The 25899-nt window shown below is 70.6% G+C and carries 23 protein-coding genes; 16 read left to right on the forward strand and 7 right to left on the reverse strand.

Annotation, left to right across the window (positions count from 1 at the left end; genetic code table 11):
- Positions 1-62 precede the first annotated feature (62 nt).
- Both ABZT17_RS16740 and ABZT17_RS16745 read left to right on the forward strand, forming a co-directional pair.
- Positions 63-1433, forward strand: a complete 1371-nt coding sequence (locus ABZT17_RS16740) for a S53 family peptidase (RefSeq protein WP_356349229.1) — start codon at positions 63-65, stop codon at positions 1431-1433.
- A gap of 172 nt (positions 1434-1605) precedes the next feature.
- Positions 1606-1896 (forward strand): zinc-ribbon domain-containing protein, encoded by a 291-nt coding sequence (locus tag ABZT17_RS16745; RefSeq protein ID WP_356349287.1) that lies wholly within the window; start codon positions 1606-1608, stop codon positions 1894-1896.
- A 36-nt stretch (positions 1897-1932) separates the two neighbouring features.
- On the opposite strand, the gene ABZT17_RS16750 is transcribed toward ABZT17_RS16745, so the two are convergent.
- Positions 1933-2742: an SGNH/GDSL hydrolase family protein gene (locus ABZT17_RS16750; protein ID WP_356349231.1), complete on the reverse strand. Its 810-nt coding sequence runs from the start codon at positions 2740-2742 to the stop codon at positions 1933-1935.
- Between the two features lie 210 nt (positions 2743-2952).
- Here ABZT17_RS16750 and ABZT17_RS16755 point away from each other — a divergent pair, with 210 nt between their 5' ends.
- From ABZT17_RS16755 to ABZT17_RS16765, 3 genes are all read left to right on the forward strand, one after another.
- The gene (locus tag ABZT17_RS16755; RefSeq protein WP_356349233.1) at positions 2953-3714 is read left to right on the forward strand and encodes a class II aldolase/adducin family protein; all 762 of its coding nucleotides are present in this window, start codon (positions 2953-2955) and stop codon (positions 3712-3714) included.
- A gap of 221 nt (positions 3715-3935) precedes the next feature.
- A complete protein-coding gene (locus tag ABZT17_RS16760) occupies positions 3936-4616 on the forward strand; it encodes a hypothetical protein (RefSeq protein WP_356349235.1) in 681 nt (226 codons plus the stop codon).
- A gap of 88 nt (positions 4617-4704) precedes the next feature.
- Positions 4705-5529 carry an SAM-dependent methyltransferase gene (locus ABZT17_RS16765; RefSeq protein WP_356349237.1) on the forward strand — a complete coding sequence of 275 codons (825 nt, stop codon included), beginning with the start codon at positions 4705-4707 and terminating at the stop codon, positions 5527-5529.
- A gap of 10 nt (positions 5530-5539) precedes the next feature.
- Here the strand turns inward: ABZT17_RS16765 and ABZT17_RS16770 are convergent, their stop codons facing one another.
- Together ABZT17_RS16770 and ABZT17_RS16775 are read right to left on the reverse strand one after the other, a co-directional pair.
- A complete protein-coding gene (locus ABZT17_RS16770) occupies positions 5540-6328 on the reverse strand; it encodes a hypothetical protein (protein ID WP_356349239.1) in 789 nt (262 codons plus the stop codon).
- A 121-nt stretch (positions 6329-6449) separates the two neighbouring features.
- Entirely contained in the window at positions 6450-7547 is a 1098-nt protein-coding gene (locus ABZT17_RS16775) for a substrate-binding domain-containing protein (RefSeq protein ID WP_356349241.1), read from the reverse strand.
- Positions 7548-7895: 348 nt separating this feature from the next.
- Between ABZT17_RS16775 and ABZT17_RS16780 the strand changes: the two genes are divergently transcribed.
- Together ABZT17_RS16780 and ABZT17_RS16785 are read left to right on the forward strand one after the other, a co-directional pair.
- Positions 7896-8957, forward strand: coding sequence for a chitinase (locus ABZT17_RS16780; protein WP_356349243.1), 1062 nt, complete (start codon positions 7896-7898; stop codon positions 8955-8957).
- Positions 8958-9218: 261 nt separating this feature from the next.
- Positions 9219-10067 carry a hypothetical protein gene (locus ABZT17_RS16785; protein WP_356349247.1) on the forward strand — a complete coding sequence of 283 codons (849 nt, stop codon included), beginning with the start codon at positions 9219-9221 and terminating at the stop codon, positions 10065-10067.
- Between the two features lie 4 nt (positions 10068-10071).
- Here the strand turns inward: ABZT17_RS16785 and ABZT17_RS16790 are convergent, their stop codons facing one another.
- Together ABZT17_RS16790 and ABZT17_RS16795 are read right to left on the reverse strand one after the other, a co-directional pair.
- Complete coding sequence (locus ABZT17_RS16790) at positions 10072-10605, reverse strand: DUF4328 domain-containing protein (protein WP_356349250.1); 534 nt, start codon at positions 10603-10605, stop codon at positions 10072-10074.
- 218 nt (positions 10606-10823) lie between these two features.
- On the reverse strand, positions 10824-11279 hold the full coding sequence (locus ABZT17_RS16795) for a PH domain-containing protein (RefSeq protein WP_356349253.1): 456 nt from the start codon (positions 11277-11279) through the stop codon (positions 10824-10826).
- A gap of 111 nt (positions 11280-11390) precedes the next feature.
- Between ABZT17_RS16795 and ABZT17_RS16800 the strand changes: the two genes are divergently transcribed.
- The gene (locus tag ABZT17_RS16800) at positions 11391-11780 is read left to right on the forward strand and encodes a hypothetical protein (protein WP_356349255.1); all 390 of its coding nucleotides are present in this window, start codon (positions 11391-11393) and stop codon (positions 11778-11780) included.
- A gap of 27 nt (positions 11781-11807) precedes the next feature.
- On the opposite strand, the gene ABZT17_RS16805 is transcribed toward ABZT17_RS16800, so the two are convergent.
- Both ABZT17_RS16805 and ABZT17_RS16810 read right to left on the reverse strand, forming a co-directional pair.
- The gene (locus ABZT17_RS16805) at positions 11808-13787 is read right to left on the reverse strand and encodes an Ig-like domain repeat protein (protein WP_356349257.1); all 1980 of its coding nucleotides are present in this window, start codon (positions 13785-13787) and stop codon (positions 11808-11810) included.
- A 215-nt stretch (positions 13788-14002) separates the two neighbouring features.
- A complete protein-coding gene (locus tag ABZT17_RS16810) occupies positions 14003-14407 on the reverse strand; it encodes a luciferase family protein (protein WP_356349260.1) in 405 nt (134 codons plus the stop codon).
- A 245-nt stretch (positions 14408-14652) separates the two neighbouring features.
- Here ABZT17_RS16810 and pstC point away from each other — a divergent pair, with 245 nt between their 5' ends.
- The 8 genes from pstC to ABZT17_RS16850 all read left to right on the forward strand — a co-directional run bounded on the left by pstC (position 14653) and on the right by ABZT17_RS16850 (position 25799).
- On the forward strand, positions 14653-15669 hold the full coding sequence (pstC, locus tag ABZT17_RS16815; protein ID WP_356349262.1) for a phosphate ABC transporter permease subunit PstC: 1017 nt from the start codon (positions 14653-14655) through the stop codon (positions 15667-15669).
- A 1-nt stretch (position 15670) separates the two neighbouring features.
- Entirely contained in the window at positions 15671-16927 is a 1257-nt protein-coding gene (gene pstA, locus ABZT17_RS16820; protein WP_356349264.1) for a phosphate ABC transporter permease PstA, read from the forward strand.
- Positions 16927-18594, forward strand: a complete 1668-nt coding sequence (locus ABZT17_RS16825; protein ID WP_356349268.1) for a phosphate ABC transporter substrate-binding protein PstS — start codon at positions 16927-16929, stop codon at positions 18592-18594. The genes pstA and ABZT17_RS16825 overlap by 1 nt, the downstream gene beginning before the upstream one ends.
- Entirely contained in the window at positions 18591-21197 is a 2607-nt protein-coding gene (locus ABZT17_RS16830; RefSeq protein WP_356349271.1) for a hypothetical protein, read from the forward strand. The genes ABZT17_RS16825 and ABZT17_RS16830 overlap by 4 nt, the downstream gene beginning before the upstream one ends.
- 286 nt (positions 21198-21483) lie before the next feature.
- A complete protein-coding gene (locus ABZT17_RS16835; protein WP_356349274.1) occupies positions 21484-23478 on the forward strand; it encodes an Ig-like domain repeat protein in 1995 nt (664 codons plus the stop codon).
- A 95-nt stretch (positions 23479-23573) separates the two neighbouring features.
- On the forward strand, positions 23574-24464 hold the full coding sequence (locus tag ABZT17_RS16840; RefSeq protein WP_356349276.1) for a sortase: 891 nt from the start codon (positions 23574-23576) through the stop codon (positions 24462-24464).
- 81 nt (positions 24465-24545) lie between these two features.
- A complete protein-coding gene (gene pstB / locus ABZT17_RS16845; protein ID WP_356349289.1) occupies positions 24546-25352 on the forward strand; it encodes a phosphate ABC transporter ATP-binding protein PstB in 807 nt (268 codons plus the stop codon).
- A 78-nt stretch (positions 25353-25430) separates the two neighbouring features.
- The gene (locus ABZT17_RS16850; RefSeq protein ID WP_356349279.1) at positions 25431-25799 is read left to right on the forward strand and encodes a DUF6479 family protein; all 369 of its coding nucleotides are present in this window, start codon (positions 25431-25433) and stop codon (positions 25797-25799) included.
- The last annotated feature ends 100 nt before the right edge of the window (positions 25800-25899 follow it).

Raw genomic sequence — 25899 nt, forward strand, 5'->3', positions numbered from 1 at the left:
TTGTTCTGTCCATGACTCGTTCGATGGGATGCGCGGAGACCACCGAACCACAGGGGGGATCCATGGACATATCCCGTTCCGCGAGAGGCCTCGCGGCCGCCACCTCGGTCGCCGCCCTCTCCGCCGCCGCACTGACGGCCGCCGCACCAACCGGCGTCAGCGCCGCCGCGCCCGCCGCAGCGCACACGAAGGTGGTACCGGCCGTCGTCGGACACGCCCTGGTGCGCGGGGTGAGCAGCCCGCTCACCAGCGCGCAGTGCCAGGCCAAGTGGCAGATCAACTGCTACAACCCGCTCCAGTACCGTGCCGCGTACGACCTGAACGCCCTGTACCGCAAGGGCGTCACGGGCAAGGGGCGCACCATCGTCATCGTGGACTCGTACGGCTCTCCGACCGTGCAGCACGATCTCGACACCTACAGCAAGCAGTTCGGGCTGCCGAGCACCAAGGTGAAGGTCGTCAAGTGGGGGCATGTGCCCGCCTTCGACCCCACCAACTCCGACATGACCGGCTGGGCCGGCGAGACCACCCTCGACGTGGAGATGGCGCACGCGGTCGCGCCCGCCGCGAAGATCGTCGTCGTGGAGACGGCGGTCTCCGAGACCGAGGGCACCACCGGTCTGCCGGAGATGATGAACGCCGAGAAGTACCTGATCGACCACGGCGTCGGCGATGTCATCAGCCAGAGCTTCGGCGCCACGGAGAACACCTTCCCCGGCTTCGACAAGGGCGACTTCTCCAGCATCAAGAACCTGCGGTACGCCTTCAAGGACGCCGACAAGAAGCACGTCACCGTGCTGGCCGCCTCCGGTGACGGCGGAGCCACCGACCTCCAGGCGGACGGGAAGACGTACTACGACAAGCGCGTCAACTCCTGGCCGTCCGCGGACCCGCTGGTCACCTCGATCGGCGGCACCCAGCTGCACCTGAACGACAAGGGCCAGCGCGTCAAGCCGGACAGCGTCTACAACGACTACGGCTCCGGCGGCGGCGGCCAGTCCCACGTCTTCACCCGCCCGTCCTTCCAGGACGGCGTGAAGAGCAAGGTCGGCTCCCGCCGCGGCACTCCGGACATCTCGATGACCGCCGCGGTCAACGGCGGCGCGTGGGTCTACTCCAGCTTCGACCCGACGGCCGTCGGCTGGGACGTCTACGGCGGCACCAGCGAGGCCACCCCGCTCTTCTCGGGCATCGTCGCCCTCGCCGACCAGGCGGGCGGCCACCGGGTGGGCAACATCCAGAAGGCCCTCTACGGCCTCTACGCCCACCACGCCAAGGCCAACGGCATCGTCGACGTCAACGACGGCACGAACAACAGCTACGAGGGCGTGACCGGCTACAAGGCGGTCAACGGCTACGACCTCGCGACCGGTGTCGGCACCGTCGACGCGCTGAAGTTCGTCCCGGCCCTGGCCAAGGCGACCAAGCACTGACCTGAGCAGCCTCGGCCGACCTCGGCCGACCTCAGCGGACGGCACGTGACGAACGGCCCGGGTTCACGCCCGGGCCGTTTCGCGTACCCCTTGGCCCACAGTCCGGGGTGCGACGTCCGACCGACTCAGTACTCTTTGCCGACAGACTCCGCACCCGAAGGGCCGTTCCGTGATCATTCTCTTTGGCACCAAGGGGTACCTCTACCAGCTGGCGATACTCACGCTGGTGTGCGGCCAGTGCGGGAACCCCGCCGCGCACACGCTCCGCAAGCGCGTCACGAAGTTCACGCTGTTCTTCGTGCCGCTCTTCCCGATCTCGACGAAGTACACGACGCAGTGCACGTTCTGCGGCGCGGAGCAGAAGGTGACCAAGGAGCAGGCGGAGCAGCTGCAGGCGCAGGCCGCCGGCGGACAGGGCGGGCAGCAGTACGGGCAGCCGCAGCAGCAGCCGTACCAGAGCTGAGGCGGCCGGGCGGGAACGCGCGCGGCCGTTGACGGCTCAGGCCGCCGAGCCCCAGAGCGCCTTGAACCTGGCCGTGTACCCCTGTGTGTATCCGGCCAGGTTGGGGTGGAAGACCTCGGACGCGTTGGTCAGGTCGTTGAACCACGAGTCGGAGCCGCATGCCCCGTGCCCGTTGAACTGCGTGCGCATGTCCACGTAGTACACGGCCGACTTGATCGAGGCGGCGAGGGTGCCGTCGGAGAGGGCGTCGGCGAAACCGTTCATATAACCGCGCTTGGCGGCGCTGAGGTCGATCACCGGGCACGCGGTGGCCGAGGTGGAGAGCACCCGGGGATAGCCGAAGGCCCACACGACGGCGTTGGGCGCCTTCGCCCTGATGTCCTTGTACAGCGCGGCCAGGTCGTCCACCATCTGGTTCCTGGCGTACGACGACATCCAGGTGGTGGACGTCTGGCAGTAGCTGTCGCTCTGGGTCAGACAGCCCTGGACCACCGACGAGAACTGGGCGTCGTTGCCGCCCACCGTGATGGTGACGAGCTTGGTGCTCGAACTCAGCGCGGACAGCTGGTTGTTGCGCACATCGGCGATGGTGGCGCCGCTGCAGCTCACGTCCTTCAGGGTGTAGGACGGGTGCGCGGCGGCCCACTGGTGCGGGTAGCTGTTCGTGCTGCGCTTGCAGGCACCGCTCGCGCTGTCGTACGAGCCCGCGCCGACACCCGAGGCGTACGAGTCGCCGAGCGCCACGTATTCCGATGCGGTGGCGGCCTGGGCGGGGGCGGCGGCCCCCGCCGTGATTCCGGCGAATGTCAGCACGGCGCCGACGACAGCCGAGGTCAATCTACGCATGGGTTCCTTCTGGATCGGGCACGAATGCGGTGGACTCCGTGATCGCAAGCATGTGCGACGCGGACCGCCCACTCCACGACCTGCCCGTTTTCCTGGCCGCCCGGCCACCCCGACCGGCCCCCGGGGACGAGTGGCGAATTCATCCATCGAACAACCCCGAAGTGGACGAACACACCACTTCATCGCCCCACCCGCCGCCGCCTACGGTCGATGGACATGACCGACATGAGCGAAGAACCGCGCCTGCGCCGCGAACTCGCCGCCGTCTACCGGCTCGTGGCGCACTTCCGGATGACCGACCTGATCTTCACCCACATCTCGGTCCGGCTGCCCGGGCCCGAGCACCACTTCCTGATCAACCCCTACGGCCTGCTCTTCGAGGAGATCACCGCCTCCAACCTGGTCAGGGTCGACCTGTCCGGCCGGCCCGTCGAGGAGAGCCCCCACCCCGTCAACCCGGCCGGCTTCGTCATCCACGGCGCGATCCACGCGGCCCGCCCCGACGCGCACTGCGTCCTGCACACCCACACCCGGGCCGGCTGCGCGGTCGCCGCCCAGGCGCAGGGCCTGCTCCCCCTCAACCAGATCTCCATGGAGTTCTACGGCCGCCTCGGCTACCACGACTACGAGGGCGTCGCCCTCAACCTCGCCGAACAGGAGCGCCTGGTCGCCGATCTCGCCGGCCACCCCGCGATGATCCTGCGCAACCACGGCCTCCTCACCGTCGGCGAGACCCCGGCCCAGGCCTTCCTGCGCATGTACTACCTGGACAAGGCCTGCGAGATCCAGACCACCGCCACGGCCTCCGGCGCGAAGCTGCTCCTCCCCCCGCCCGACGTCCGCGAACGCACCGCCCGCCAGCTCACCGGCCAGGACACGGACTCCGACCTCCAGGACACCGAGGCCTACGACCTCGCCTGGACCGCCCTCCTACGCCTGCTGGAACGGGTGGCACCGGACTACCGGGACTGAGGTCAGGTCCTGACGGTGAGGTACAGCCGGGTGCCCCACGGTCACATTGATGCGTGACGCCGGTGCTGTTGGGGTCGAGGGAGAAGCAGTCCGAGGTGGCGAGCGTGTGCCAGGCGCCGCCGTGGCGGGCGCGTAGTGGTAGTCGCCCGCGAAGGACGCCGTGAAGGCGGTCCGCCGAAATGGGGTGAGGCCGCTGGTTCGGGCGTCGTATCGTGCGGCGCATGGTGGTGCATCCCTGGTTCGAGATCGACGACCCCGACGACGAGTTCGAGTTCACCGAGGCCGAGCGGGCCTTCGCGGGTGCGCTCGGCGCCCGGTGCGCGGAGTGGGCGTCCGAACACCCCGGCGTGTACGGGGACATCCACCGCCCCGACGACTGGGGAGCGCTGCTGGCCTCGGTGAGCCTGAGCGACGGCACGAAGCCCCGGCTCTCTCTGATCGACCTCGGTGTGCACCTGGTGGGAGACCGCGTCCGCGGCGACCGCCTCCACAACCAGCTGTACCTGCTCCCGGACACCCCCAGCCCCTGGGCGCTCGACGCCACGGGCCCCACGGACCGGCTCGCCGACCTCACCGCCGACTGGTTCCGTCACGTCCTGGACAAGCCGGTCGTACTGTACGTGTGGCTGCACGAGGGGTATGCCTACGCGGCCCGTTACGCCTACGCCGACACCGGTGAGACGCTCGCCCAGACCTATGCGAGCGGCGTGGCCCCGCCGGGCCAGGAGGCCGAGCTGACCGCGGCGGGACAGGTCCGCGGCAGAGGCTGGATCCAGACCGTCGGCCTGCCAACTCCCGCTCTGTACCTGCACGTTCGAGGCGATCTCACAAAGGGGCGCGTGATAGAAGGAGTTCCGGCGAAGACCGGGCGCGGCCCGCTTCCCGGGGTCTGGTACGAGTGAGGGGCCGGTACGGGTGACGCGCCGGTACGCGTAAGCGCCGACACGAGTGCGCTTTGGTACGAGGGACACCAGGACGGAGTCACGGACGATGAGCTCTTCCCACGGCGGCGACAGCGCGGTGCGGCCGTTCGCGATCGACACCAGCAAGCCCCATCCGGCCCGGATGTACGACTACTTCCTCGGCGGCAAGGACAACTACGAGGTCGACCAGGCCGCCGCCGAGCGGGTCATCGAGGCGGCGCCGGAGGTGCGCCTGGCCGTGCGGGAGAACCGGCGGTTCATGCGGCGGGCCGTGCGGCACGTCGTGGCGGAGGGCGGTGTCCGGCAGATCCTCGACATCGGCACGGGCCTGCCGACCGAGCCCAACGTGCACCAGATAGCCCGGGCCGTCGCCCCCGGCACCCGCGTCGCCTACGTGGACAACGACCCGATCGTCAGCGCCCATTCACGGAGTCTGCTGGGCGAGGACGACAGCGACACATCCGTCGTCCTGGGCGATCTGCGTGACCCCCGGGCCGTCCTCGACCACCCGGACGTGCGCAGGGTCATCGACTTCGACGAGCCGGTCGCGCTGCTGCTGGTGGCGATCCTCCACTTCATCACGGACGCGGAGGACCCGGCCGGTCTCGTCGCCACCCTCCGCGACGCACTGCCGACCGGCTCCTACGTCGTCCTCTCCCACGCGACGGTCGAGGTCCACGAGGAGGACCGCCAGGACGCGGTCAAGGTCTACCGGGGCGCGACCGCCACCATGAACCCCCGCACCCACGCCGAGGTCCTGGAGCTCTTCGCCGGCTTCACCCTGATCGACCCGGGCCTGGTCCTGGTCCCGAACTGGCGCCCCGACACCCCGCTCGACCCCACGGCCCCCACGATCGGCTTCTACGGCGGCGTGGCCCGCAAGGACGCCTGACGTCAAGTCCCTACTCCCCCACGTTCCCTGCCGTCCCCACGTCCTTGCGCGACACCGCGAGATAGGTGACCAGGAGCAGGATGGCCGCCGTCCAGGCCAGCGTCACCGGCCCCAGTCCCCAGGCGAGGCCGCCGCGGGCGCGGCTCACGGCCATCCAGTCGGCGACCGACGCGCCGAGGGGGCGGGTGATGACGTACGCGGACCAGAAGGCGGTCACGGGGCCGAGGGCCCCGGCACGGTGGGCGAGGGCAGGTACGGCGATGGCGGCGGCGTAGAGCACGGCGGAGCCGAGGTAGCCGAGGCCGAGGGTGGCGGAGAGGTCACCGGCGGCGGTGCCGAGGGCGAAGGTGGCGAGGACGGCGGCCCAGTAGAAGACCTCGCGCCGGCGGGTGCGGATGCTGTGGATGGAGAGGGTGCGCTCACTGCCGTACCAGAGCGCGAACACCGCGGCGAGCGCGAGCAGGAACAACGGCGTGGAGAGGAGGTACGGCACCCCCAGCCCGACGTGCAGCACGTCCGCGGCCATCGTGCCGAACACGCTCACCATGACGATCGCGGTCCAGTACACCCAGGCCATGTACCGCCGCACGGCGAACTGCGCCGCGAGCGCGGCCACCAGCGCCAGACCGCCCAGGGCGACCGCCGGGATCGGGCCGAAGAGGTGGGCGAGCCAGTCGGAGGCGGTCTCGCCCATCCCGGTGGTCAGTACCTTGATGACCCAGAACCAGACGGTCACCTCCGGCACCTTGCTGAGGGCACGTCGTACGTGAGGCGGGCGAAGCTGATCCGTGGTCGTCATGCCGCGCACGATGACATGCCGCCACGGCTCTCCCCCAGACCCCTTTGCCATTGTTTTGGCGCTTCTGGAGCGTGAGTTGGCCCGGCGGTGGCCGAACCTGAACACAACCTGAAAGCGTCGGCTACTTCAGCCCGATCGCGGCGCAGTCCGACGCATACTGCGCGGTGCAGATCTCCTTCACGGTGTAGACGCCGTCCTTGATCACCGTGGACTTGATGTTGCTCCTCGTGAGCGCGACGACGGGCACCAGCATCGCCGGGATGTCCTTGTTGGTGGGGCTGTCGACGCTGTCCTCGGTCAGCGCCTCGAACGCGATGTCGCGCCCCTGCACCTTGGCGACGGCCATCTCGGCCGCGTTGGTCGCCTCCAGCAGGAAGGACTTGTACACGGTCATGCTCTGCTCACCGGCGACGATCCGCTGCACCGCGTCCAGGTTGGCGTCCTGCCCGGTGACCGGCGGGAGCTTGGTGGCACCGGCGCTCTTGAGCGCCTCGATGGCGGCGCCCGCCATCCCGTCGTTGGCGGAGTAGACGGCGGCGATGTTGCCGAGCCCGACGGTCTGGATGGCCTTCCGCATATCGGACTTGGCGGTGGCGGGCAGCCACTCGTTCACGTCGTAGGACTTGGCGATGAGCACCCGCCCCTTGAGCTCGCTCAGCGCGCCGGCCTTGAACAGGGCGGTGTTCGGGTCGGCGGGCGAGCCGTTGATCATGACGATCCTGCTGCTCGCGGCCTTGTCGCCGAGCGCGTCGGTGATCGCCCGGCCCTGCACCTCGCCGACGAGCTCGTTGTCGTGGGATATGTAGGCGTCGATGGGTCCCTGGGCGAGCCGGTCGTAGGCGATGACCGGAATCCCCGCGTCCTTGGCCTTCCTCACGTCCGGTGCGATGGCCTTCGCGTCCACCGCGTCGACGACGATGATGTCGACCTTCCGGTCGATCAACTCCGCGAACTGCTTGCTCTGCTTCGCCGCACTGGCCTCGGCGTTCTCGTAGACCACCTGCCCCTTGTCGCGGGTGAGCGCGGCGACCCGCTGCTTGAACAGGGGGTAGTCGAACTTCTCGAACCGCGCGGTGTCCTTGTCCGGCAGCAGCAGCCCGACCTTGATGTCGTTCCGCTTGTTCGGCGTCGCGGTACTTCCTCCCCCGCCCACGGCGTCGAGCGCACCGCACGCCGTCAGCGTCAGCGCCGAGACGACGGCGACGGCGGGCAGTGCCACGGCGCGAAACGCCTTTGATCTGCGGGGATTTGAGGCGGAGGGGACGGTTCGAGCGTTCACGAGCGGGGGCCTTCCGGGCGAATGAGGGGGGTGCGGCAGGTCCTGGGGATGACTGAGTAGCCAAACGGCGCCCGGGAGTCACGTCAAGACATCCGGTTGTCCCTCCGGCACATCCACGGAATCTCCCCAACCCGGGCCGGTGGGCGGCTCGTCCGTACGCGCTGGTGGAGCTACGGGACGCGAGGAAAGGTCAGATAACCGTAAAGAACCTTGACAGTGAATTGGTCTAGTCCAAATATGGTCGCTGTTCGCCCCCACACCCCGCCCTTGAGCCTCCCGGGAGCGTCAATGACCCCGTCCAGACGGCCTCGTCCGCTGCTTCGTGCCCTGCTGTCCTGTCTCACCGTCACCGGCCTGTCCACCGGCGCCCTCGCCCTCGGCGGAGGTGACGCCCTCGCCGCCGGGACCGCCCAGCCCCTCCCCGCCCATCTCTCCGCGCCCTACTTCGAGGCGTGGACCGGCGACAGCCCCGCCGCCCTCGCCGCCGCCTCCGGCAACAAGTACCTGACGATGGCCTTCCTCCAGACGGACAAGGCCGGGTCGTGCGACGCGTACTGGAACGGCGACACCACCCAGCCGATCTCCAGGACCACCTTCGGCGCCGACATCGCCGCCCTCCAGGCCCGCGGCGGCAACGCGATCCCCTCCTTCGGCGGCTACGGCGCCGACACCACCGGCACCGAACTCGCCGACAGCTGCACCAGCGTGGACGCCATCGCCAAGGTCTACGAGAACCTGGTGACGACGTACGGCATCAAGCGCATCGACCTGGACGTCGAGGCCGACTCCATCACCAACGCCGCGGGGATCGACCGGCGCAACAAGGCCATCGCCCAGGTGGAGTCCTGGGCCCGGTGCACCCACCACAGCGTGCAGTTCTCGTACACGCTCCCCACCACCGCCACCGGTCTCGCCCCCAGCGGTGTCGCCCTGCTCCAGAACGCCGTGGACAACCACGCGCGCGTGGACGTCGTGAACATCATGACCTTCGACTACTGGGACGGCGCCACCCACGACATGGCCGCCGACACGATGACGGCGGCCGAGGGGCTGGTGGGCCAGCTCGCCGCCCTCTACCCGTACAAGACCGACGACGAGCTCTGGCACGAGGTCGGTATCACCGAGATGCCCGGCATCGACGACTTCGGGCCGGAGGAGACCTTCACCACCCAGGACGCCGTGAAGGTCGAGCGGTGGGCCGAGGCCAAGGGCGTCAACACCCTCTCCTTCTGGGCACTGCAGCGCGACAACGGCGGCTGTGTCGGGACCGCCGGCGCCAACTCCTGCTCCGGAATCGCCCAGGACACCTGGTACTTCAGCCACGCCTTCGAGCGCTTCAACCGCGGCTGAGCGACGCGCCGGGCGGGGGCGTCCGCGGGAACGGAACAGCCCCCGCCGGCCCTGTGATCGTGATCAAGGCCACAGCGTCACACAACATCTGGAAGTTTCAACGCTGACCTGCGAGTTCGACCGTCCCGCGACCCCCGTGCGCACGGCGTGCGAAGAATCCCCGCAGGAGCACCACACAGGGCCCACACAGTCTTTCGAATCCCTCGTTACCGTTGCTGGCCATTCGACCCCCGTGTCAGACAACCGTCAGGATTACCTCGGATGGACTACTGCTCCTCGTGCCGCCGGCACCTCAACGGCGCCCTGGTGTGCCCCGGTTGCGGTGCCTACGCCCCGGACATCGCACCGATGGCACCCGGCGGCCGTACCTCCCGGGCCACCGCCACGACGGAACTGTGGCCGGAACCGGAGGAGTCCCCGGGGGCCGACGCGCCGTTCGAGGATCCCGAGGGTGAGATTCCTTTGACCGAGGGTGCGATACCCCTGGCCGAGGGGCGGGCCGCGCGGCGCCGCCAGAAGGCACGCTGGAAGAAGAACCAGCGCCGGGCCGTGGTCGCGACCGCCGTCGCCCTGGTCGGCGGCGGGCTGACCGTCTCCGCGATGAACCGCGGTGGCGCGGGGGGTCAGCACACCCAGGCGTCGGCGACACCGGCGGACGTCACGAGCATGGGCGTCGCGGAGACGGCCGACCAGCAGACCGACGTGGTCCCCTCGACCGGCACGGGCAAGCACCGCAAGCCGGACACCACGACCGGCTCCGCCGCGAACACCGGTACCTCACACGGTGGTTCCTCGACCACGGCGACCCACACGGACTCGGCCCGCACCCAGCCCTACGCGGCGTCGACCCCGGCGACGGCCGCGTCGCCGTCCGCACAGCGGACCACGACGACGGGCACGGGCACGTCCACCGACACCTCGGCGTCCACGTCCACCTCGTCGACGTCCACTGGCACCTCCGCGTCCACGTCGACCTCGACGGCCTCGGACTCCTCCGGTTCGTCCTCGAACTCCTCGGGTTCGACCTCGACCGCCTCGGACCCGAGCACCTCCACGGCGACGACGTCCCCGTCCGGCATCTGCCTGCTGGGCCTGGTCTGCGTGAGCTGACGGTTTACGTCAACACTGCCTTCGTACGCTCGAGTTGTACGGCGGTGACGGCCCGGACGACGAAGATCCCGGCCACCGCGGCCCCGACGACGGCGGCATCGGAGGCGAGGGGTATCCAGAGGTCCTCGTAGGCAAGCTCGATGATCACGTCCGTGGAGCGGCCGGGCCGGAAGCCCAAGCCGCCGAACACGCCGATCAGCCAGAGGGCCCACCAGATGTTCACGGAACGCGGCAGCCGCTTCCCGGGGGCGCTGTCGCGGTAGACCTCCGCGACGATGCCCCGCGGGATCCAGAAGTTGGCGACGGGCAGGACCCAGCTCAGGTAGAGCCAGAGCCCGTCGAAATGAGGCTTGGTTCCGGACAGCACACGCGCGTTGTCCCGCACCCGGCCGAGCCAGAGCAGGAACGCGGCCGCGCACAGGACGACGGCGAGTCCGCCCGCCGAGCCGACCAGATGGTACGAGTCCTCCAGCGAGGTCAACGGCCGGTGCACGCCGTCCCCCTGGTCCGGCGGCCCGGAGGCGGGCTCACCGGCCATATGCAGCCGCACCTCCCACACGGCCCGCGCGGCCCAGGCGACCCCGGCGAGACCGAGAGCCCCGACAGCAAGCCGAGCGGCACCCCGAACGGGCCGCAGAACCGGAACGGCAACGGTCGCCGCCGCTACGGGGGCCGCCCCCGTGGAACCCGGTGTCACTATGTGATCGTTCACCGAGGCATCTTCGCCGACACCGACGGTCCACCGCCAGATCGACATCACCGGGGGTCGGCGAGCAGGGGTTCGACCAGGCGTTGAAGCTCGGCGAACCGCTCGTCCTGCCGACGGCGCCCCTCACCGAAGTTACCGAGGGCACGCGCCGTGAACTTGAAGCCGTCGAGAGTGCGGAACTCCGCACCCCATCCGCCGAGCGTGACGGTTTCGACCTGAGGCCAGGGCAGGCGCTGGGTCCCCCAGGGGTTGACCATGAGGATGCCCTCAGCGGTGAGTTCCAGCCGCACGCGGAGCACGGTCCACCACGAGAACAGGCCGAAGCCCAGTGCGATCCCCGTCACCACGCCCGCTGATGTCAGGTTGTCGAGATCAGGACGGACCGCCAGGGCCAGCCACCGTGCGGCGGCTGCGAGGGCGGGGACGAGAGCGAGGGCGTAGCCGCCCAACAGCCCCTGCGGGCCGACTCGCCATACCGCGATGACACCATCCTGCTCGGACACCACGCCCTCCCTCGTCCAAGGCTACTGCCGTCTCCATCGTGGCTCCGTACTCTTGGTCGTCGGCAGTGAGGAGGAGTCGCCGTGGAACTGGCGCCATCGAGAGGCGGCCGTATGGCGAACAGCGGCTTGGGTGGGGTGCCGGCCGTTGTGAGCGTCCTCTTCACGGCGCAGGCCTCCGCTGTGTACTCACGGCTGGCGGGCTGTCTGGCTCTCCTCGTCTGTCTGGTCGTCGCCGTCCGGGGTTACCGGCTCAGCGTCTCGTGCGACGACACGGACCTGACGGTTCGCGGGTTCCTGCGCACGCGCACCATTCCGCGGAGCGGCATCACGGAGATCACCGACTTCCCTGCCGTCCGCTGGACCGATTCCAGCGGACGCGGGCACTGGTCGCCGCTATGGGTCTTGCGCACGAGCTCCCGGGAATCAGCCCGGACGACGGAATCCAAGGACCGGGGCGTGGCGGCGCTCCGTCGTTGGCTACGCCGCCGTCATCACGTCTGAGCGCGCTGAACGAGAGTTCGGTGTGGGCTAGTTGGAGAAGTAGATGTACTTCCAGCCCGTGAGTGTCGTCGAGTTGACCGTGTCGCCCGATGCGCCGTTGATGTAGGCGGCGCGGACTCGGGCCCTGATGCCGGACTCGCCCGCCGCGCCCAGGCTCACCGCGGACTTGCCGTTGCTCGCGAGGGTGAAGTACTCGGGGCTGCCGTCGACCGGGTACCACTGGCCCTGGTAGTAGACCTCCAGCTCGAGGCGCTGCTGGCGGCCGGGGTAGTACGTCATCGTCGTCGTGACGATCGGCGACGTGTTCTTGTGGAACCAGTAGTACGTGTGCGTACCGATCTTGGCCGTCTTGTAGTGCTTGGTGATGGCCGTGGAGACCTTCACCTTGGCGTAGGCCGTGGACGTGACCGTCTTGGGCTTGTAGCGGGAGTCGCCCTTGAAGACCGCGGTGACGGTCGTGTCGCGGGTCATGTCGACGGTCGCGGAGATGTTGCCGCTGGAGTTGACCTTGCCGGACTTGATCAGCCGCTTGGGCTTGTCGCCGCCGAAGGGGTCGGCGTAGATCTCGACCGTGCGGTTCTTGTACGTCGTCCCGAGGTGCGCCGTGAACTTCACGTCGGCGCCGTACGAGTACAGCTTCTTGTTGTTGTTCAGGGTGAGGGTCGTCGCGTTGCGGGAGACCTCGACCGAGTCCGAGCCGGAGGCGGCCGCGTGGGTCGCGTCGCCCGCGTAGGACACCTTGTAGGTGACCTTGCCGCCGGCGGGCGGGGTGTCCGTGAAGGAGAAGCTGCCGTCCGCCTTGGTCTTGGCGGCGGACAGCGCCTTGCCGTTCGGGGAGTCGAGGTCCGTGCGGGTGACGGTGAGGACGGTGCCCGCCGGGAGCGCCGTCGCCGACGTCAGCTTGCCGGTGACCGTGAGCTTCTTCGCCCGGGTCGCCGTCGCCGGCGCCGACACCTTGAGGGTGGGCAGCTCCTTGGTGGGGTCGGTCAGCGCGCGCAGCGTGAAGACGCCCAGGTTGTTCTCGGAGACGGCGAACACACGGCTCTCGTCCGGCGCCCAGGCCAGCGCACCGGCCACGAGGGTGTCGGAGCCGCTGCTCGTACCGGTGTTGGGGAAGTCGTACTCCCGTACCGGCTTCTGGGCGCCGGGCCGGTAGATGTGGACGTCGGGCTCGTACCACGAGTCGCTGCCGCCCGCGACGGTCCCGTCCGGCGCGACCCGCACCGAGTTCGGGTACGCGTCGATCGGGTAGCCGGTCTCCTTGGCCAGGTCGGTGGTCGAGTACTCGCCGATCCCGTAGCCGGTGGCCGGGGCGCCCCACGAGGTGAGGACGTGCTTGCCGTCGGGCGTCAGGTCGAGCTGCTGCACCGAGGTGTCCATGCTGCCCTTGGTGCGCAGCGTGGCCCCGTCGGCCGTGACGTCGTACACCGCGAGGTCGCCGCCGTTGCCGGCCACCAGGACGCCCGGGACGGCCGGGTCGGCGGCCAGGAAGGTGCCGTACGCGCCGGAGAAGTCGACGTCCCCGCGCTGGGCGAGATGGACGACGGGCTCGGCGCCGGAGATGTCGAGCGAGCCGAAGTCGGTGGCGGTGGAGAACCAGAGCCGGCCGTCGACGATCTCCAGGTCGCTCGGAGCGGTCGTGCCGAGCGAGTAGCTCGCCGTGGGCGTGGCCGTCTCGGTGTCGATCGCGACGATACGGTCCTCGCCCTTGACCGCCCCGTACAGCGTGCGGGAATCCGCCGACAGCGCCAGTCCGGTCACCCCGGGCTCATTGGGCAGGGTCGCCCGTACGGTGCCCGAGTAGTCGGCGACGACGATCTTGCCGCCGGTCGGGTCGGAGACGTAGACCAGCCTGTGGACGCCGTCCACGACCACGTCGCCGACCGACGTCACCGGAAGGATCTTGGCGGAGTCGGCCGAGGCCGTGCCCGCCGTGCCGACGGCGAGCGCCGCCGAACCGAAGAGGACCGCGAGCGCTGTCGCGGTCGAGATGCTGCGCGTGCGCACAGTTACTGATACCCCCTGGAGAAACCCGGCGAAGGGCCGGGTGGTAAACGAGTGCGCCGCGCAGCACCCGGACGCGACCGCCGTACGTTACGGCGGTGACGCGCGGGGCGCGGCTGCCCGAGCAGCCTATGTCATGCCTGCGACAGTTGTGAAAGGGGTTTCACAACTGGGGAACGGCCTCCGGACCGGGGAACGGCCCCCCTGGGGAACGGCCCTCACTCGCCGTCCGTGTCGTCCCGCGGCAGCACCGTCACCCGGTGGAAGTTGCACACGGCCTCCGGCAGCCGGTCGGCGGCGAGGGTGCCGCCCTGGTGCGCATGGGCCTTGAGGGCGACGCTCACCAGGCTGAGCAGCAGGTCGACGTCGGCGTCGCAGTCGAGGTGGACGGTGACCCAGCGGGAACCCGGGACCAGACGGATCGCGGTCGACTCGGCGAAGTCGTAGTGCAGCCGCTGGATCGCACGGGCGGTCAGGTGCAGATCCACGTCCCGCCCGGAGTGGAAGTGCACGATCTCGTCCCCGACGGAACGCAGCGCACGCCCCGTGCCGCAGCCGGCCTCGCACGGGGTGAGGTCGGGCCACGCCGCGAGCCGCTCCATGGCCTTCTGCGCCGGTGTCATGTGCCCATGGTGCGGTGCTCACCGCGCGGACACCAGGGATTGCGGCATCCGTAACCCCCAGGAGGCTTGGCGGGGTAGTACCGAACGGCAGTTCTCCACAGCAGCCCCACTGAAATGACATGAATCGTTCATGCATCATCCACATCACACGCCTCGGAACGACAGGATCCGGCCATTGACTCTCCCCGCTCGCCCCGATCACGGGGCGACTTGGGGAGAACCGTTTCCTTTGGGGGCCCGCAGTGGTGTCCGCAGTGGAGGCTTCCGGCGGACCGGAGCCTGACAGACCCGAGTTCCGAAGGCCGTACGCGGCCCGCGGGCTCGGCGACCGGATCTTCCGGTACCAGCTGACGGCCACCGGGGTCGTCGTCCTCGGCATCATGGCGGCGGTCGGCCTGTTCCTGCTGCTGAGAGCCGGTCAGGCGCTCGACGCCCGGGGGTGGGGATTCCTCACCACCGCCGCCTGGCAGCCGGACGTCCACAACTTCGGCATCGCCGCCGTCCTCACCGGCACCCTCCTCATCGCCGCCGTGGCGGTGACGATCTCGGTGCCGCTGGCCGTCGGCACCGCCCTGTTCATCTCCGACGTCGCCCCGCGCCGGCTGCGCCACACCCTGGTCACGATGGTCGACCTGATGGCGGCCGTGCCCTCGGTGGTCTACGGCCTGTGGGGACTCTTCTTCCTCCAGCAGCACGTCATCGGGCTCTCCCGCTGGCTGTCCGACTGGCTCGGCTGGATCCCCCTGTTCACGGTGGACGGCGCCCAGCCCGGCCAACCGCTCGCCTCCGACAGCGTCTACACCGCCTCCACCTTCGTCGCCGGAATCGTCGTGGCCCTGATGGTCGCGCCGATCCAGTGCTCGGTGATGCGCGAGGTCTTCGCCCAGGCCCCGGCCGGCGAACGCGAGGGCGCCTACGCGCTCGGCGCGACCCGCTGGGGAATGATCCGCGCGGTCGTCCTGCCCTACGGAAAGGGCGGCATCATCGGCGGCACGATGCTCGGCCTCGGCCGGGCCCTCGGCGAGACGATCGCCGTCTATCTGATCATCTCGCCGGTCTTCACCATCCAGCCGCACATCCTGCAGACCGGCTCGAACTCGGTCTCCTCACTCATCGCCCTGCACTACGGCGACGCCTCCTCCTTCGGCATGTCCGCGCTGATGGCCGCGGGCCTGACGCTGTTCCTGCTCACCCTGGCGGTCAACTTCACCGCCTCCTCCATCGTGGCCCGTTCGCGGTCCGGCGCGCAGAGCGAGGCCTGAGATGACCGTCGTGGAAGAGATCAAGCCGGTGGCCGAGACCTCCGCCACCGCCCCCGCTCCCGCCGAACTCCCCGACCGCCCGCGGCGGATCGGCGGTCTCAGCCGCTCCGGCGTGCTGTCCCTGTGCGGCGCCGCGGTCTCCGGACTCTGCGTGGCGATCCTGCTCTTCGGTGAACTGGCCCCCTTCTCGGGCGCGTTGGGCTTCACCGTCACCGCCTACACCGCCTTCCTCGCCGTCTACGCCGTACTGACCGGCCTGGAGGAGGACGGTCAGGCGGTACGGGACCGGGTGATGACGGTCGTCCTGTGGACCGCGGCCGGCCTGCTGTTCTCCGCCCTCGTCCTGGTCGTCGGCTTCACGGCCTGGCGGGGCCGGGAGGCGCTCCCGCACGGCAACTTCTTCACCCAGGACATGCAGGCGGCGGGCCCCCTCGACCCGCTCACCCACGGCGGGGTCGCGCACGCGATGCTCGGCTCGCTCATCATGATCACCATCGCCCTGGCGATCACCGTCCCGCTCGGCCTGGCCTGCGCCGTCTACCTCAACCAGATACCCGGCCGCTTCTCCCGGTTCGTCCGCACCATCGTCGAGGCGATGACCGCGCTGCCCTCGATCGTCGCCGGTCTGATGGTGTACGCGGTCTGGATCCTCGGTCTCGGCATGCAGAAGTCGGGCGTCGCGGCCGGCTTCGCGATCAGCGTGATGATGCTGCCGATCGTGATCCGGGCGGCGGACGTGGTGCTGCGCCTGGTCCCCGGCAACCTGACGGAGGCGGCGGAGGCGCTGGGCGCACCGCGCTGGCGGACCGTCTGGCACGTGGTCCTCCCCACGGCACGCTCGGGCCTGGCCACGGCCGTCATCCTCGGCACGGCCCGGGGCATCGGCGAGACCTCCCCGGTCCTGCTGACGGCAGGCTTCACGGCGGCCCTCAACGCGGACCCCACCAGCGGCCCGATGATCTCCCTCCCCCTCGCCGTCTTCAACTTCGTCAAGTCCCCCGAACCGACGATGATCGCCCGCGGCTTCGGAGCGGCGACGGTGCTGATGGCCCTCGTACTGATCCTGTTCGCCGTCGCGCGAGTCATCGGCGGCAGGGGACCGGGCCACCAGAGCAAGCGGCAGGCCCGCAGGACGGCGAGGGCGTCCCGCCGGGACGAGGAGAGATTCGCCGAACTGCACGCTCCAGCACCGCAGTTGTTCGACAGCGGTTCCCCAGACGACACCGAGCAGATCAACGACTCCGGAGACAGCCACTGATGCCCCGCCTCCTCAAGAACGCCCTCAGACGGCTGGGCATCCTGGCCGCGCTGCTCACCACCCTCGCCCTCACCGGCGTCCCGCAGAGCGCCTCCGCCGACAGCTACACCCCCATCGCCGGAGCCGGCTCCACCTGGGCCGAGAACGCCGTCGACGAATGGCGTCGCGCGGTCAACCAGTACGGCATGCGCATCAGCTACGCCGGCACCGGTTCCTCCGACGGCCGCCGCCAGTTCCTCTCCGGCACCGTGGACTTCGCGGTCTCCGACATCCCGTTCCAGACCCACCCCACCGACGGCAGCGCGGCCGAACGCCCCGGCGCCGGCTCCTACGCCTATATGCCGATCGTGGCCGGCGGCACCGTCTTCATGTACCACCTGACGGTCAACGGCCGGCGGGTCACCAACCTCCGTCTCTCCGGCGACAACGTCACCAAGATCTTCACGGGCGCCATCAAGACCTGGGACGACCCGGCGATCAAGGCCGACAACCCCGGTCTGCAGCTCCCGCACCGCCCGGTCGTCCCCGTCGTCCGCTCCGACGGCTCCGGCTCCACCGCCCAGTTCACGATGTGGATGGCCAACCAGCACAGGGCGCTGTGGCAGGCGTACTGCGCCAAGGTCGGCCGCTCCGGGGCGTGCGGACAGACCTCGTACTACCCGACCGTCTCCGGCATGATCGCCCAGTCCGGCGACCTCGGTGTCGCGGGCTACGTCGCGCAGAACTACGGCGAGGGCGCGATCGGCTACGTCAACTACTCCTACGCCCTCAACGCGCACTATCCGGTCGCCAAGGTCCTCAACCACGCCGGCTACTACACCGAGCCCACCCCGCAGAACGTGGCGGTCTCGCTGCTCAAGGCGAAGATCAACACCGACAAGAGCTCGCCGGACTACCTCACCCAGCAGCTCAACGGCGTCTACACCGACAGCGACCGCCGCAACTACCCGCTCTCCAGCTACTCGTACATGATCCTGCCGCTGAAGGTGCAGGGCACCTTCACCAAGGCCAAGGGCAAGACGCTCGGCGCGTTCTCTTACTACTTCATGTGCCAGGGCCAGCAACAGGCGCCGCAGCTCGGCTACTCGCCACTGCCGATCAACCTGGTGCAGGCGGGCTTCGACCAGATCCGCCGCATCCCGGGTGTGCAGACGCAGAACATCAACATCAAGGGCTGCAACAACCCGACCTTCACCGCCGACGGCCGCAACAGGCTGGCGGAGACGGCCCCTTACCCTGCGGCCTGCGACAAGCAGGGCGCGGCTCCCTGCACGAGCGGCAGCGGCGGCGCCAAGCCCGGCAGCGGGGGCGGGAGTTCGGGCGGCGGCGGCACGGGCGGGACCGCGGGCGGTTCGGCCGGCGGGTCCTCCGGTGGCACGGCGGCAGGTGGCGGTACGGCGGCCGGGGGCGCCGGCGCCTCCGCGCAGCCCTCCGTCGACCCCGACACCGGGCAGACCATCGCCGCCGACGGCACGGGCACCGGGACGGCCACGACCGCGGGCGGCACCATCGCCCTCGCGCAGCCCGTCGCGGTCGCCGGACACAGCGGCTGGACGACCACGCAGACCCTGATGGTGCTCGCCGTCCTCCTGGTGCTCGGCCTGGTCCTGCTGCCCTCGCTGGTCTCCCGCCTCGTCAGCCGCGCCTCGGACGGGGGTTCGCGATGAACCGGGTACGACGTCTGCTGCTGAGGGTCGTCGCCGGGACCGCCGTCGGCGCGCTCGCCGGGTTCGCGGTCGCCCAGTCGGCGCCGCCCGCGTCGGCGGCGGGTTCCTCCGCCGTCACGGTGTCCGGGCGCGGCGAGTTCAAGGACATGAGGTTCACGGTCTCCCAGACCAGCCACCTCACCAGCCAGGCGATCACCGTCTCCTGGACCGGGGGCACCCCCACGACCTTCGCGGGCACGCAGTTCAACACGGACTTCGTGCAGATCATGCAGTGCTGGGGCGACGACGACGGCACGGTGGCCTCCAACCCCGGCCCGCCGCGCACCCAGTGCCAGTACGGCGCCTCCCCGACCACCGACCGCACCAGCTGGCCGGGCAACGACTACGACGACACCCGCAAGGTCTTCTACAGCGCCGACCCCACCAACTACGGCCAGGACAACCGATACGGCGCCGCCAACCCCAACGCGCCCGGCGAGGTCCCCTTCAAGTCGGTCGACGGCACCACGGTCACGACCAACACCCAGAACAACCCGTTCTTCAACCGCAACACCACCAACGAGGTCGACTTCGCCCGTACCGGCGCCGACGGCACCGGCACCGAGTACTTCGAGGCGCAGACCGCCAACGAGGCCCCGCACCTGGGCTGCGGCACCCCGGTGAAGACGAACGGGGTGACGAAGCCGCGCGACTGCTGGCTGGTGATCGTCCCGCAGGGCCATCTCGACCTCGACGGCAAGCCGTACACCGACCACAGCCAGGTCAACGCGGGCTCCCCGGTCTCCTCCACCAACTGGCGGAACCGCGTCGCGATCCCGCTGCACTTCAACCCGGTCGGCACCAACTGCGCCCTCGGCGCCAAGGAACGCCCCACCACCGGCAGCGAGCTGGCCGCCGACGCCATGACCAGCTGGCAGGCGGCGCTGTGCCCGGCCGGGAAGGTGTACAGCTACACCGAGCAGGGCGAGCCCGACGCCCGGGGCCGGCTCGGCAACGACGGCTCCTCCGGACTCGCCTTCACCACCCGGGCCCTGGGGGCCGACGCCAGTTCGGCGGCGCCCCCGGACACCACGACGTACGCCCCGGTCGCGCTCTCCGGAGCCGTCATCGGCTTCACCATCGAACGCAGACCGAAGGCGGGGGCGCCCGAGTCGGTGACGAAGCTCGCCGGTACGAAGGTGGAGTCGATCAGGCTCACGCCCCGTCTGGTCGCCAAGCTGCTCACCGAGTCCTACCGCAACTCGCCGTGGGGAGCGGTGGTCGGCTCCACGGTCGCCAAGAAGTACGGCTGGGCGAGGAACAACCCGGCGGGCCTCGCGAGCGACCCCGAGTTCATCGCGCTCAACCCCGAGTTCGCGTATCTGTCGGTCGCCGAGACCCCGGCCACCGACACCGACCTGATGACCTCCCTCGGCCACAGCGACACCGCGCACGACCTGTGGCAGTGGATCTCGACGGACAAGGAGGCCCGGCAGTTCCTCGCCGGTGTCCCCGACGACGACGGGATGCGGGTCAACCCGTACTACAGCACCAACGCCGACCTGAACCCGACCGGTGCCGCCTTCGACCCGTCGAACCTCGACGAGTACCCGAAGAGCGACCCCTGGTGCACCATCCCGCCCGGCAGCGGCGCCACGCTCCAGCAGTGCATGACCGACTTCCATCCGTACGTGGACGACATGCACGCCGGCGCTCTGCACACCCGGCGCGCCGACATCCTGTGGAAGTCGAGCTGGGACCCGCTGGCCAGCCCGCCGGCCTTCAAGAGCCCCGGCCCGCAGATGGTCGGCTCGCGCTTCGTCATCACCGTCACGGACGCGGCCTCCGCGGCCCGCTACGGCCTCCAGACGGCCCAACTGCGCAACACTGCGGGCAAGTTCGTCGCCCCGACGACCGACTCCCTGACCGCCGCCGCGAAGAGCGCCGCCGGGAGGACGGTCGCCGAGATCACCCCGGCGGGCGCCACCGCCAAGGGCGCCTACCCGCTGGCCCAGCTGGTCTACGCGGCCGCCCGGCCCGCCAAGCTCACCGCCGACGCCCGCCGGGACTACGCGGCCCTGCTGCGGTACGCGGCCGGCACCGGGCAGATCAGCGGCGCCGACCCGGGCCGGCTGCCGGCCGGGTACGCCCCGCTGACGAGCCGGCTGCGGACCCGCGCCCTGAAGGTCGCCGACACGCTCGAGCACTACAAGGGCGGCTCCGCGCACAGCGGTTCCGGGTCGTCCACGGGGTCGGGCGACAGTGGCACGGGCGGCTCGACGGGCTCCGGCTCCTCGGGCGGCACGGGGACGGACGGCGGCACCGGTACGCCGAGCGCGGGCGCGAGCACCTCGCCGAGCCCGCAGGCGTCGTACGGCGGCGGAAAGGCCGTGCAGACGACGGCCGCCGGCTACACCCCCGCCGACCCGGCCAACCCCCTGCGCTACGCCGTCCCGGTCGGTGCCGCCCTCGGCGCCGTGGCCGGCGCGGGCGCCCCCTTCGCGGGCGGCGGCCGGCTGCGCCTGCCGCTGCGGATGCCGCTGCCGGGCGGCCGGACGGTGACGCTCGTACCCGACACCCTGCCGGAGCGGCTGCGCAAGCTGCTGCCGCCGGGCCGGGGGTGAGCGCCGTGCCACGGACCGAGGCGGGCACCGGCCCGCCACCGGGCGGGAGTTGACGCCCACCGGCCGGCGGACCACCGCACGGCCGGACCGGCCCCGCCGCGTGCCGGACCCGCGCCATGGCCCCCTCGGCGCGCGGCCCTCACCGGCCCGCGTCCCACCCTCCGAGCCGAGCCCCTCCCGGGGCCCGCGCTCCCACAGACGGCCGCCCGCCCCGAAAGGCAGTCGGGGCGGACGGCCCGTACCACCCTGCCAGATCCACCCCTTCGCACAGTCACGGAGACTCTCGATGCGCAGAACGCGCTCCACGGCGACGCTCGTCGCCGCAGCCGTGGTGGCCGGCGGCCTGGCTCTCGCGAGCCCGGCGTACGCCGACCCCACCCCCGCGGGGACCTTCCGCCAGCTGGTCGGCGTGGGCTCCGACACCACCCAGGACGTCCTCGACGCCCTCGCCGGCGACACCGTGGGCGGCAAGAGCTACGCCGCCACCGCCGTGAAGTCGGCGACCGGTGCCGGCATCGCGTCCTACGACGCGATCGAGCCCGGCACCGGCTCCACCACGTCGAACATCACGACCCGTTCCGGCGGCCCGTCCTTCCTGCGCCCCAACGGATCCGGCAAGGGCCGTCTCGCCCTGAGCGAGTCGCTGACCGGCGACAAGTTCCCGGACTCCACCGGCGTCTCCGTCAAGGGCCAGGTCGACTTCGCCCGCTCCTCCAGCGGCCCGTCCTTCTCCGGCACCGCGCTCACCTACATCCCGATGGCCCGTGACGCGATCGGCGTCGCGGTGCGCGGCTCCGGCCTGGACACCCTGACGGTGGCCCAGCTGCACGACATCTACACCGGCACGCTCACCACGGTGAACGGCCAGACCGTGCACCCGAAGATCCCGCAGAGCGGTTCGGGCACCCGCAAGTTCTTCCTGTCCATCCTCGGCCTCCAGGACTCCGACCTCGCCCCGGGCGTCCAGGTCGTCCAGGAGAACCAGGGCAACAGCGCGCTCACCGAGGACGGCGCCCTCGTCCCGTTCTCCGTCGGCAGCTGGATCGCCCAGAACAACGGCGTGGCCCCCGACTACACCAAGACCTCCGTCGCGAGCGGCGGTCACCTGGCCGCCATCCAGCTCCCGGGCGACGACGGCGCCACCAGCCCGGTGACCACCGTCAACGGCAAGCTCGCCGCCGTCGACGCCTACTACGAGAACGCCACCTTCGGCCGCGACGTCTACAACGTCGTCCCGACCCGGGCGATCGACCCGACGAGCGTCTTCTTCGACAAGGACCTCTACGACGTCTTCGTCACCAGCGGCAGCCACACCGCCGCCCTGGCCTCCGACGACGCCGAGAAGGTCATCGCCGCCTTCGGCTTCGTCAACGAGTCCTACAACGGCTCCGTCAACCTGGCCCGGCACGCCAAGCAGGGCGGCCTGGAGGAGACCGGCGTCTCCACCGCCGTACCGGACGCGCCCGCGCTGAAGGCCGCGCCCGGCGACGCGAGCCTGAAGCTGAGCTGGACCGCCCCGGCCGCCACCGCGCTGCCGCTGACCGACTACCGGGTCACGCTGACCGACGCGGACGGCGCGGTCGTCGCCACCAAGGACGTGCCGGCCACCACGACCTCGTACGGCTTCACGGGTCTGGCGCTGGGCAAGTACACCGCCACGGTCACCGGCAACAACCTCAACGGCACCGGTGCCGCGTCCACCTGGACCGGCGCGGTCAAGTACAAGAGCGCCACCACCGCCACGGTCGCCACGACCCCCTACGGCAAGGCCCCGAAGGTCGCCGTCACCGTGACCGGCAGCCACGGCGTCAAGCCGACCGGCAAGGTCACCGTGAAGGAGGGCGCCACCGTCCTCGGCAGCGGCACGCTGGACGCCTCCGGCAAGGTCACCGTGGCCCTGTCGAACCACCTCAAGGTCGCCACGCACACCCTGACCGTCTCCTACGGCGGCGCCACCAAGCTGAACTCCTCCTCGGTGAGCGTCACCCTGAAGGTCACCAAGGCCACCGCCTCCGTCGCGAGCACCGCGCCCGCCACGGTCAGCCACACCGCCCGCGCCAAGGTCACCGTCAAGGTCACCGCGACCGGCACCACCCCCGGCGGCACGGTGAAGATCTACGAGGGCACCAAGGTCCTCGCCACCGGCACCCTCAGCGGCGGCAAGGTGACCATCACCCTGCCGAAGCTGAGCAAGGGCAAGCACACCCTGCACGCCGGCTACACGGGCTCGTCGACGGTGAGCGCCAGGACCGGCGCCAACTTCTCGATCAAGTCCACCTGATCCCGGCGGCCGGGGAGATTACTGAGGGAGTGTCTCCCCGGCCGTTCGGCTTCTTCCGCTCGACCCCCACCAAACCGCGAAGGAGGCGGACCACCGTGACGGTCGCCCTACCCCTCCCGCTCACGCGTGTCCGGAGCGTCACCGCCGCCCGCCACCTCGCGCGCGGCGCCCTGCTCAGCCTCGCCGCCCTGCTGCTCGGCGTCACCGCGCAGCTGCTGCTGGTCAGCGGCGTCCAGGAACACTCCGCGCAGCACGCCGCGTACGACGAACTGCGCGGCCGGCTCGCCCTGGGCACCGCCCCGGTGGCGCAGACCGACCAGCAGGGCGCACTCCTCGCACCGGGCACTCCGGTCGGGCTGATCGACATCCCCAGGCTGGGGATGAGCCAGGTCGTCCTGGAGGGCACCGACTCCTCCGTCCTGACCGACGGCCCCGGTCACCGCCGGGACACCCCGATGCCCGGCCAGGCCGGTACCAGCGTCCTGATGGGCCGGGCCGCGGCCTACGGCGGCCCCTTCGGGACGCTGGGCTCGCTCGCCGAGGGCGACCGCTTCACGGTGACCACCGGCCAGGGCAGGGCGACGTACCAGGTCCTCGACGTACGACGGGCCGGCGACCCGGCACCCCCCGCCGTGGCCGGCGGCAGCGGCCGTCTGGTCCTGGTCACCGCGACCGGTCCGCGCTTCGTGCCGTCCGGTGTGCTGCGGGTCGACGCCGACCTGGTCTCCCGGGCGTTCCAGACCCCGCAGGCGGTCATCCGCTCCGGCACGCTCCCGGCGTCCGAGGAGCCGCTGGCCCGCCCCTCCGGGGTGCCGTGGCCGCTGGTGATGTGGCTGCAGGCGCTGCTGCTGGCCGCCGTGGCCGCCGTATGGGCCTGGCACCGCTGGGGCCGCCATCAGACGTGGATCGTCTTCGCGCCCCTGGTCGCGGTGCTCGGCCTCCAGGTCGCCACCCGCACCACCGAACTCCTGCCCAACCTGCTGTGACCTGCTGTGACCGCTTCCCGTGAGGTGTCCGACGTGACCGATGTGACCGACTCCCTGACCGACACGGTCGTCCTGCCGCCCGTGGATGCCGCCCCCCACGCCGGCTCCGCGGCCCCCGCCACCCTGGAGGCACGGGACGTCTCCGCGTGGTTCGGCAGCCATCAGGTGCTCAGCCGGGTGTCGCTGACGATGCCCGCGGGCCGGGTGACCGCCCTCATCGGCCCGTCCGGCTGCGGCAAGTCGACGTTTCTGCGCACCCTCAACCGCATGCACGAACTGATTCCGGCGGCGCAGTTCGCGGGCGAGGTGCTCTTCGAGGGCGAGGACGTCTACGACCCCTCGTGGCGGCTGACCGACGCCCGCCGCCGGATCGGCATGGTCTTCCAGAAGCCGAACCCGTTCCCCGCGATGTCGATCTACGACAACGTGGTGGCCGGTCTGCGGCTGACCGGTGCCCGGGCGAGCCGTCGCGAGAAGGACGAGCTGGTGGAGGAGTCCCTGACCCGCGCCGGCCTCTGGAAGGAGGTCCGCGACCGGCTCCGCAAGCCCGGTGGCGCGCTCTCCGGCGGCCAGCAACAGCGGCTGTGCATCGCGAGGGCGCTGGCGGTCCGTCCCCGGGTGCTCCTGATGGACGAACCGTGCTCGGCCCTGGACCCCACCTCCACCCGCCGGGTCGAGGAGACCATCCAGGAACTCGCCGGTCAGGTCACGGTCGTCATCGTCACCCACAACATGCAGCAGGCGGCCCGCGTCTCCCAGCAGTGCGCGTTCTTCCTCGCCGAGCAGGGCACCCCCGGCGGCATCGTCGAGGCGGGCCCCACCGACGACATCTTCGGCACTCCGAAGGACACCCGCACGGCGGACTACGTGGCGGGCCGCTTCGGCTGACCGCCGTACTCACCGATCCGGAGAGCCGGCCCGCGCCCGATCTCCCACTTCGCGGGGTTTGGGACGATAATCGGTCACATGAGTACGGCGACGTTTGTCATGGCGGCCACGTCGACAGAAGTACGCAACATGATCCTTGCCTTCGTCGGCGGCCTGATCATCGCTGGTGGCCTGGTCTGGGCCTTCTGGTTCGGTATGCGGGTCCGTGACCGGGAGCTGCCGCGGCCGCTCCCGGACGAACAGCCGCATCTGCCCGACGGCGGTGCCGTCCGTGAGTCGCGCGAGATGCGCGAACCGGACGAGGTGCCGCTCTCCGCGGACGGACAGCGGCTGCTGCCCCACGAACTCCACCAGTCGTCGAGCAGAACGAAAGAGGATCAGCAGCGCCGGCGTTGGATGCCCGGTTCCAGCGGCTCCTTCGGCAGCGGCGGCCTGGGCATGCGCTAGGGCGCGTTGCGAAAGTCCCGTCGTCCGCCCGGAGGGCGGGCCGGGCGGCGTCTGGGGCGTGCTCTCGGCGTGCCGGGCGGAAGCCCTCGTACTGGTTGTA

Source organism: Streptomyces sp. NPDC005648, assembly GCF_040605395.1.
Taxonomy (GTDB): Bacteria; Actinomycetota; Actinomycetes; order Streptomycetales; family Streptomycetaceae; genus Streptomyces.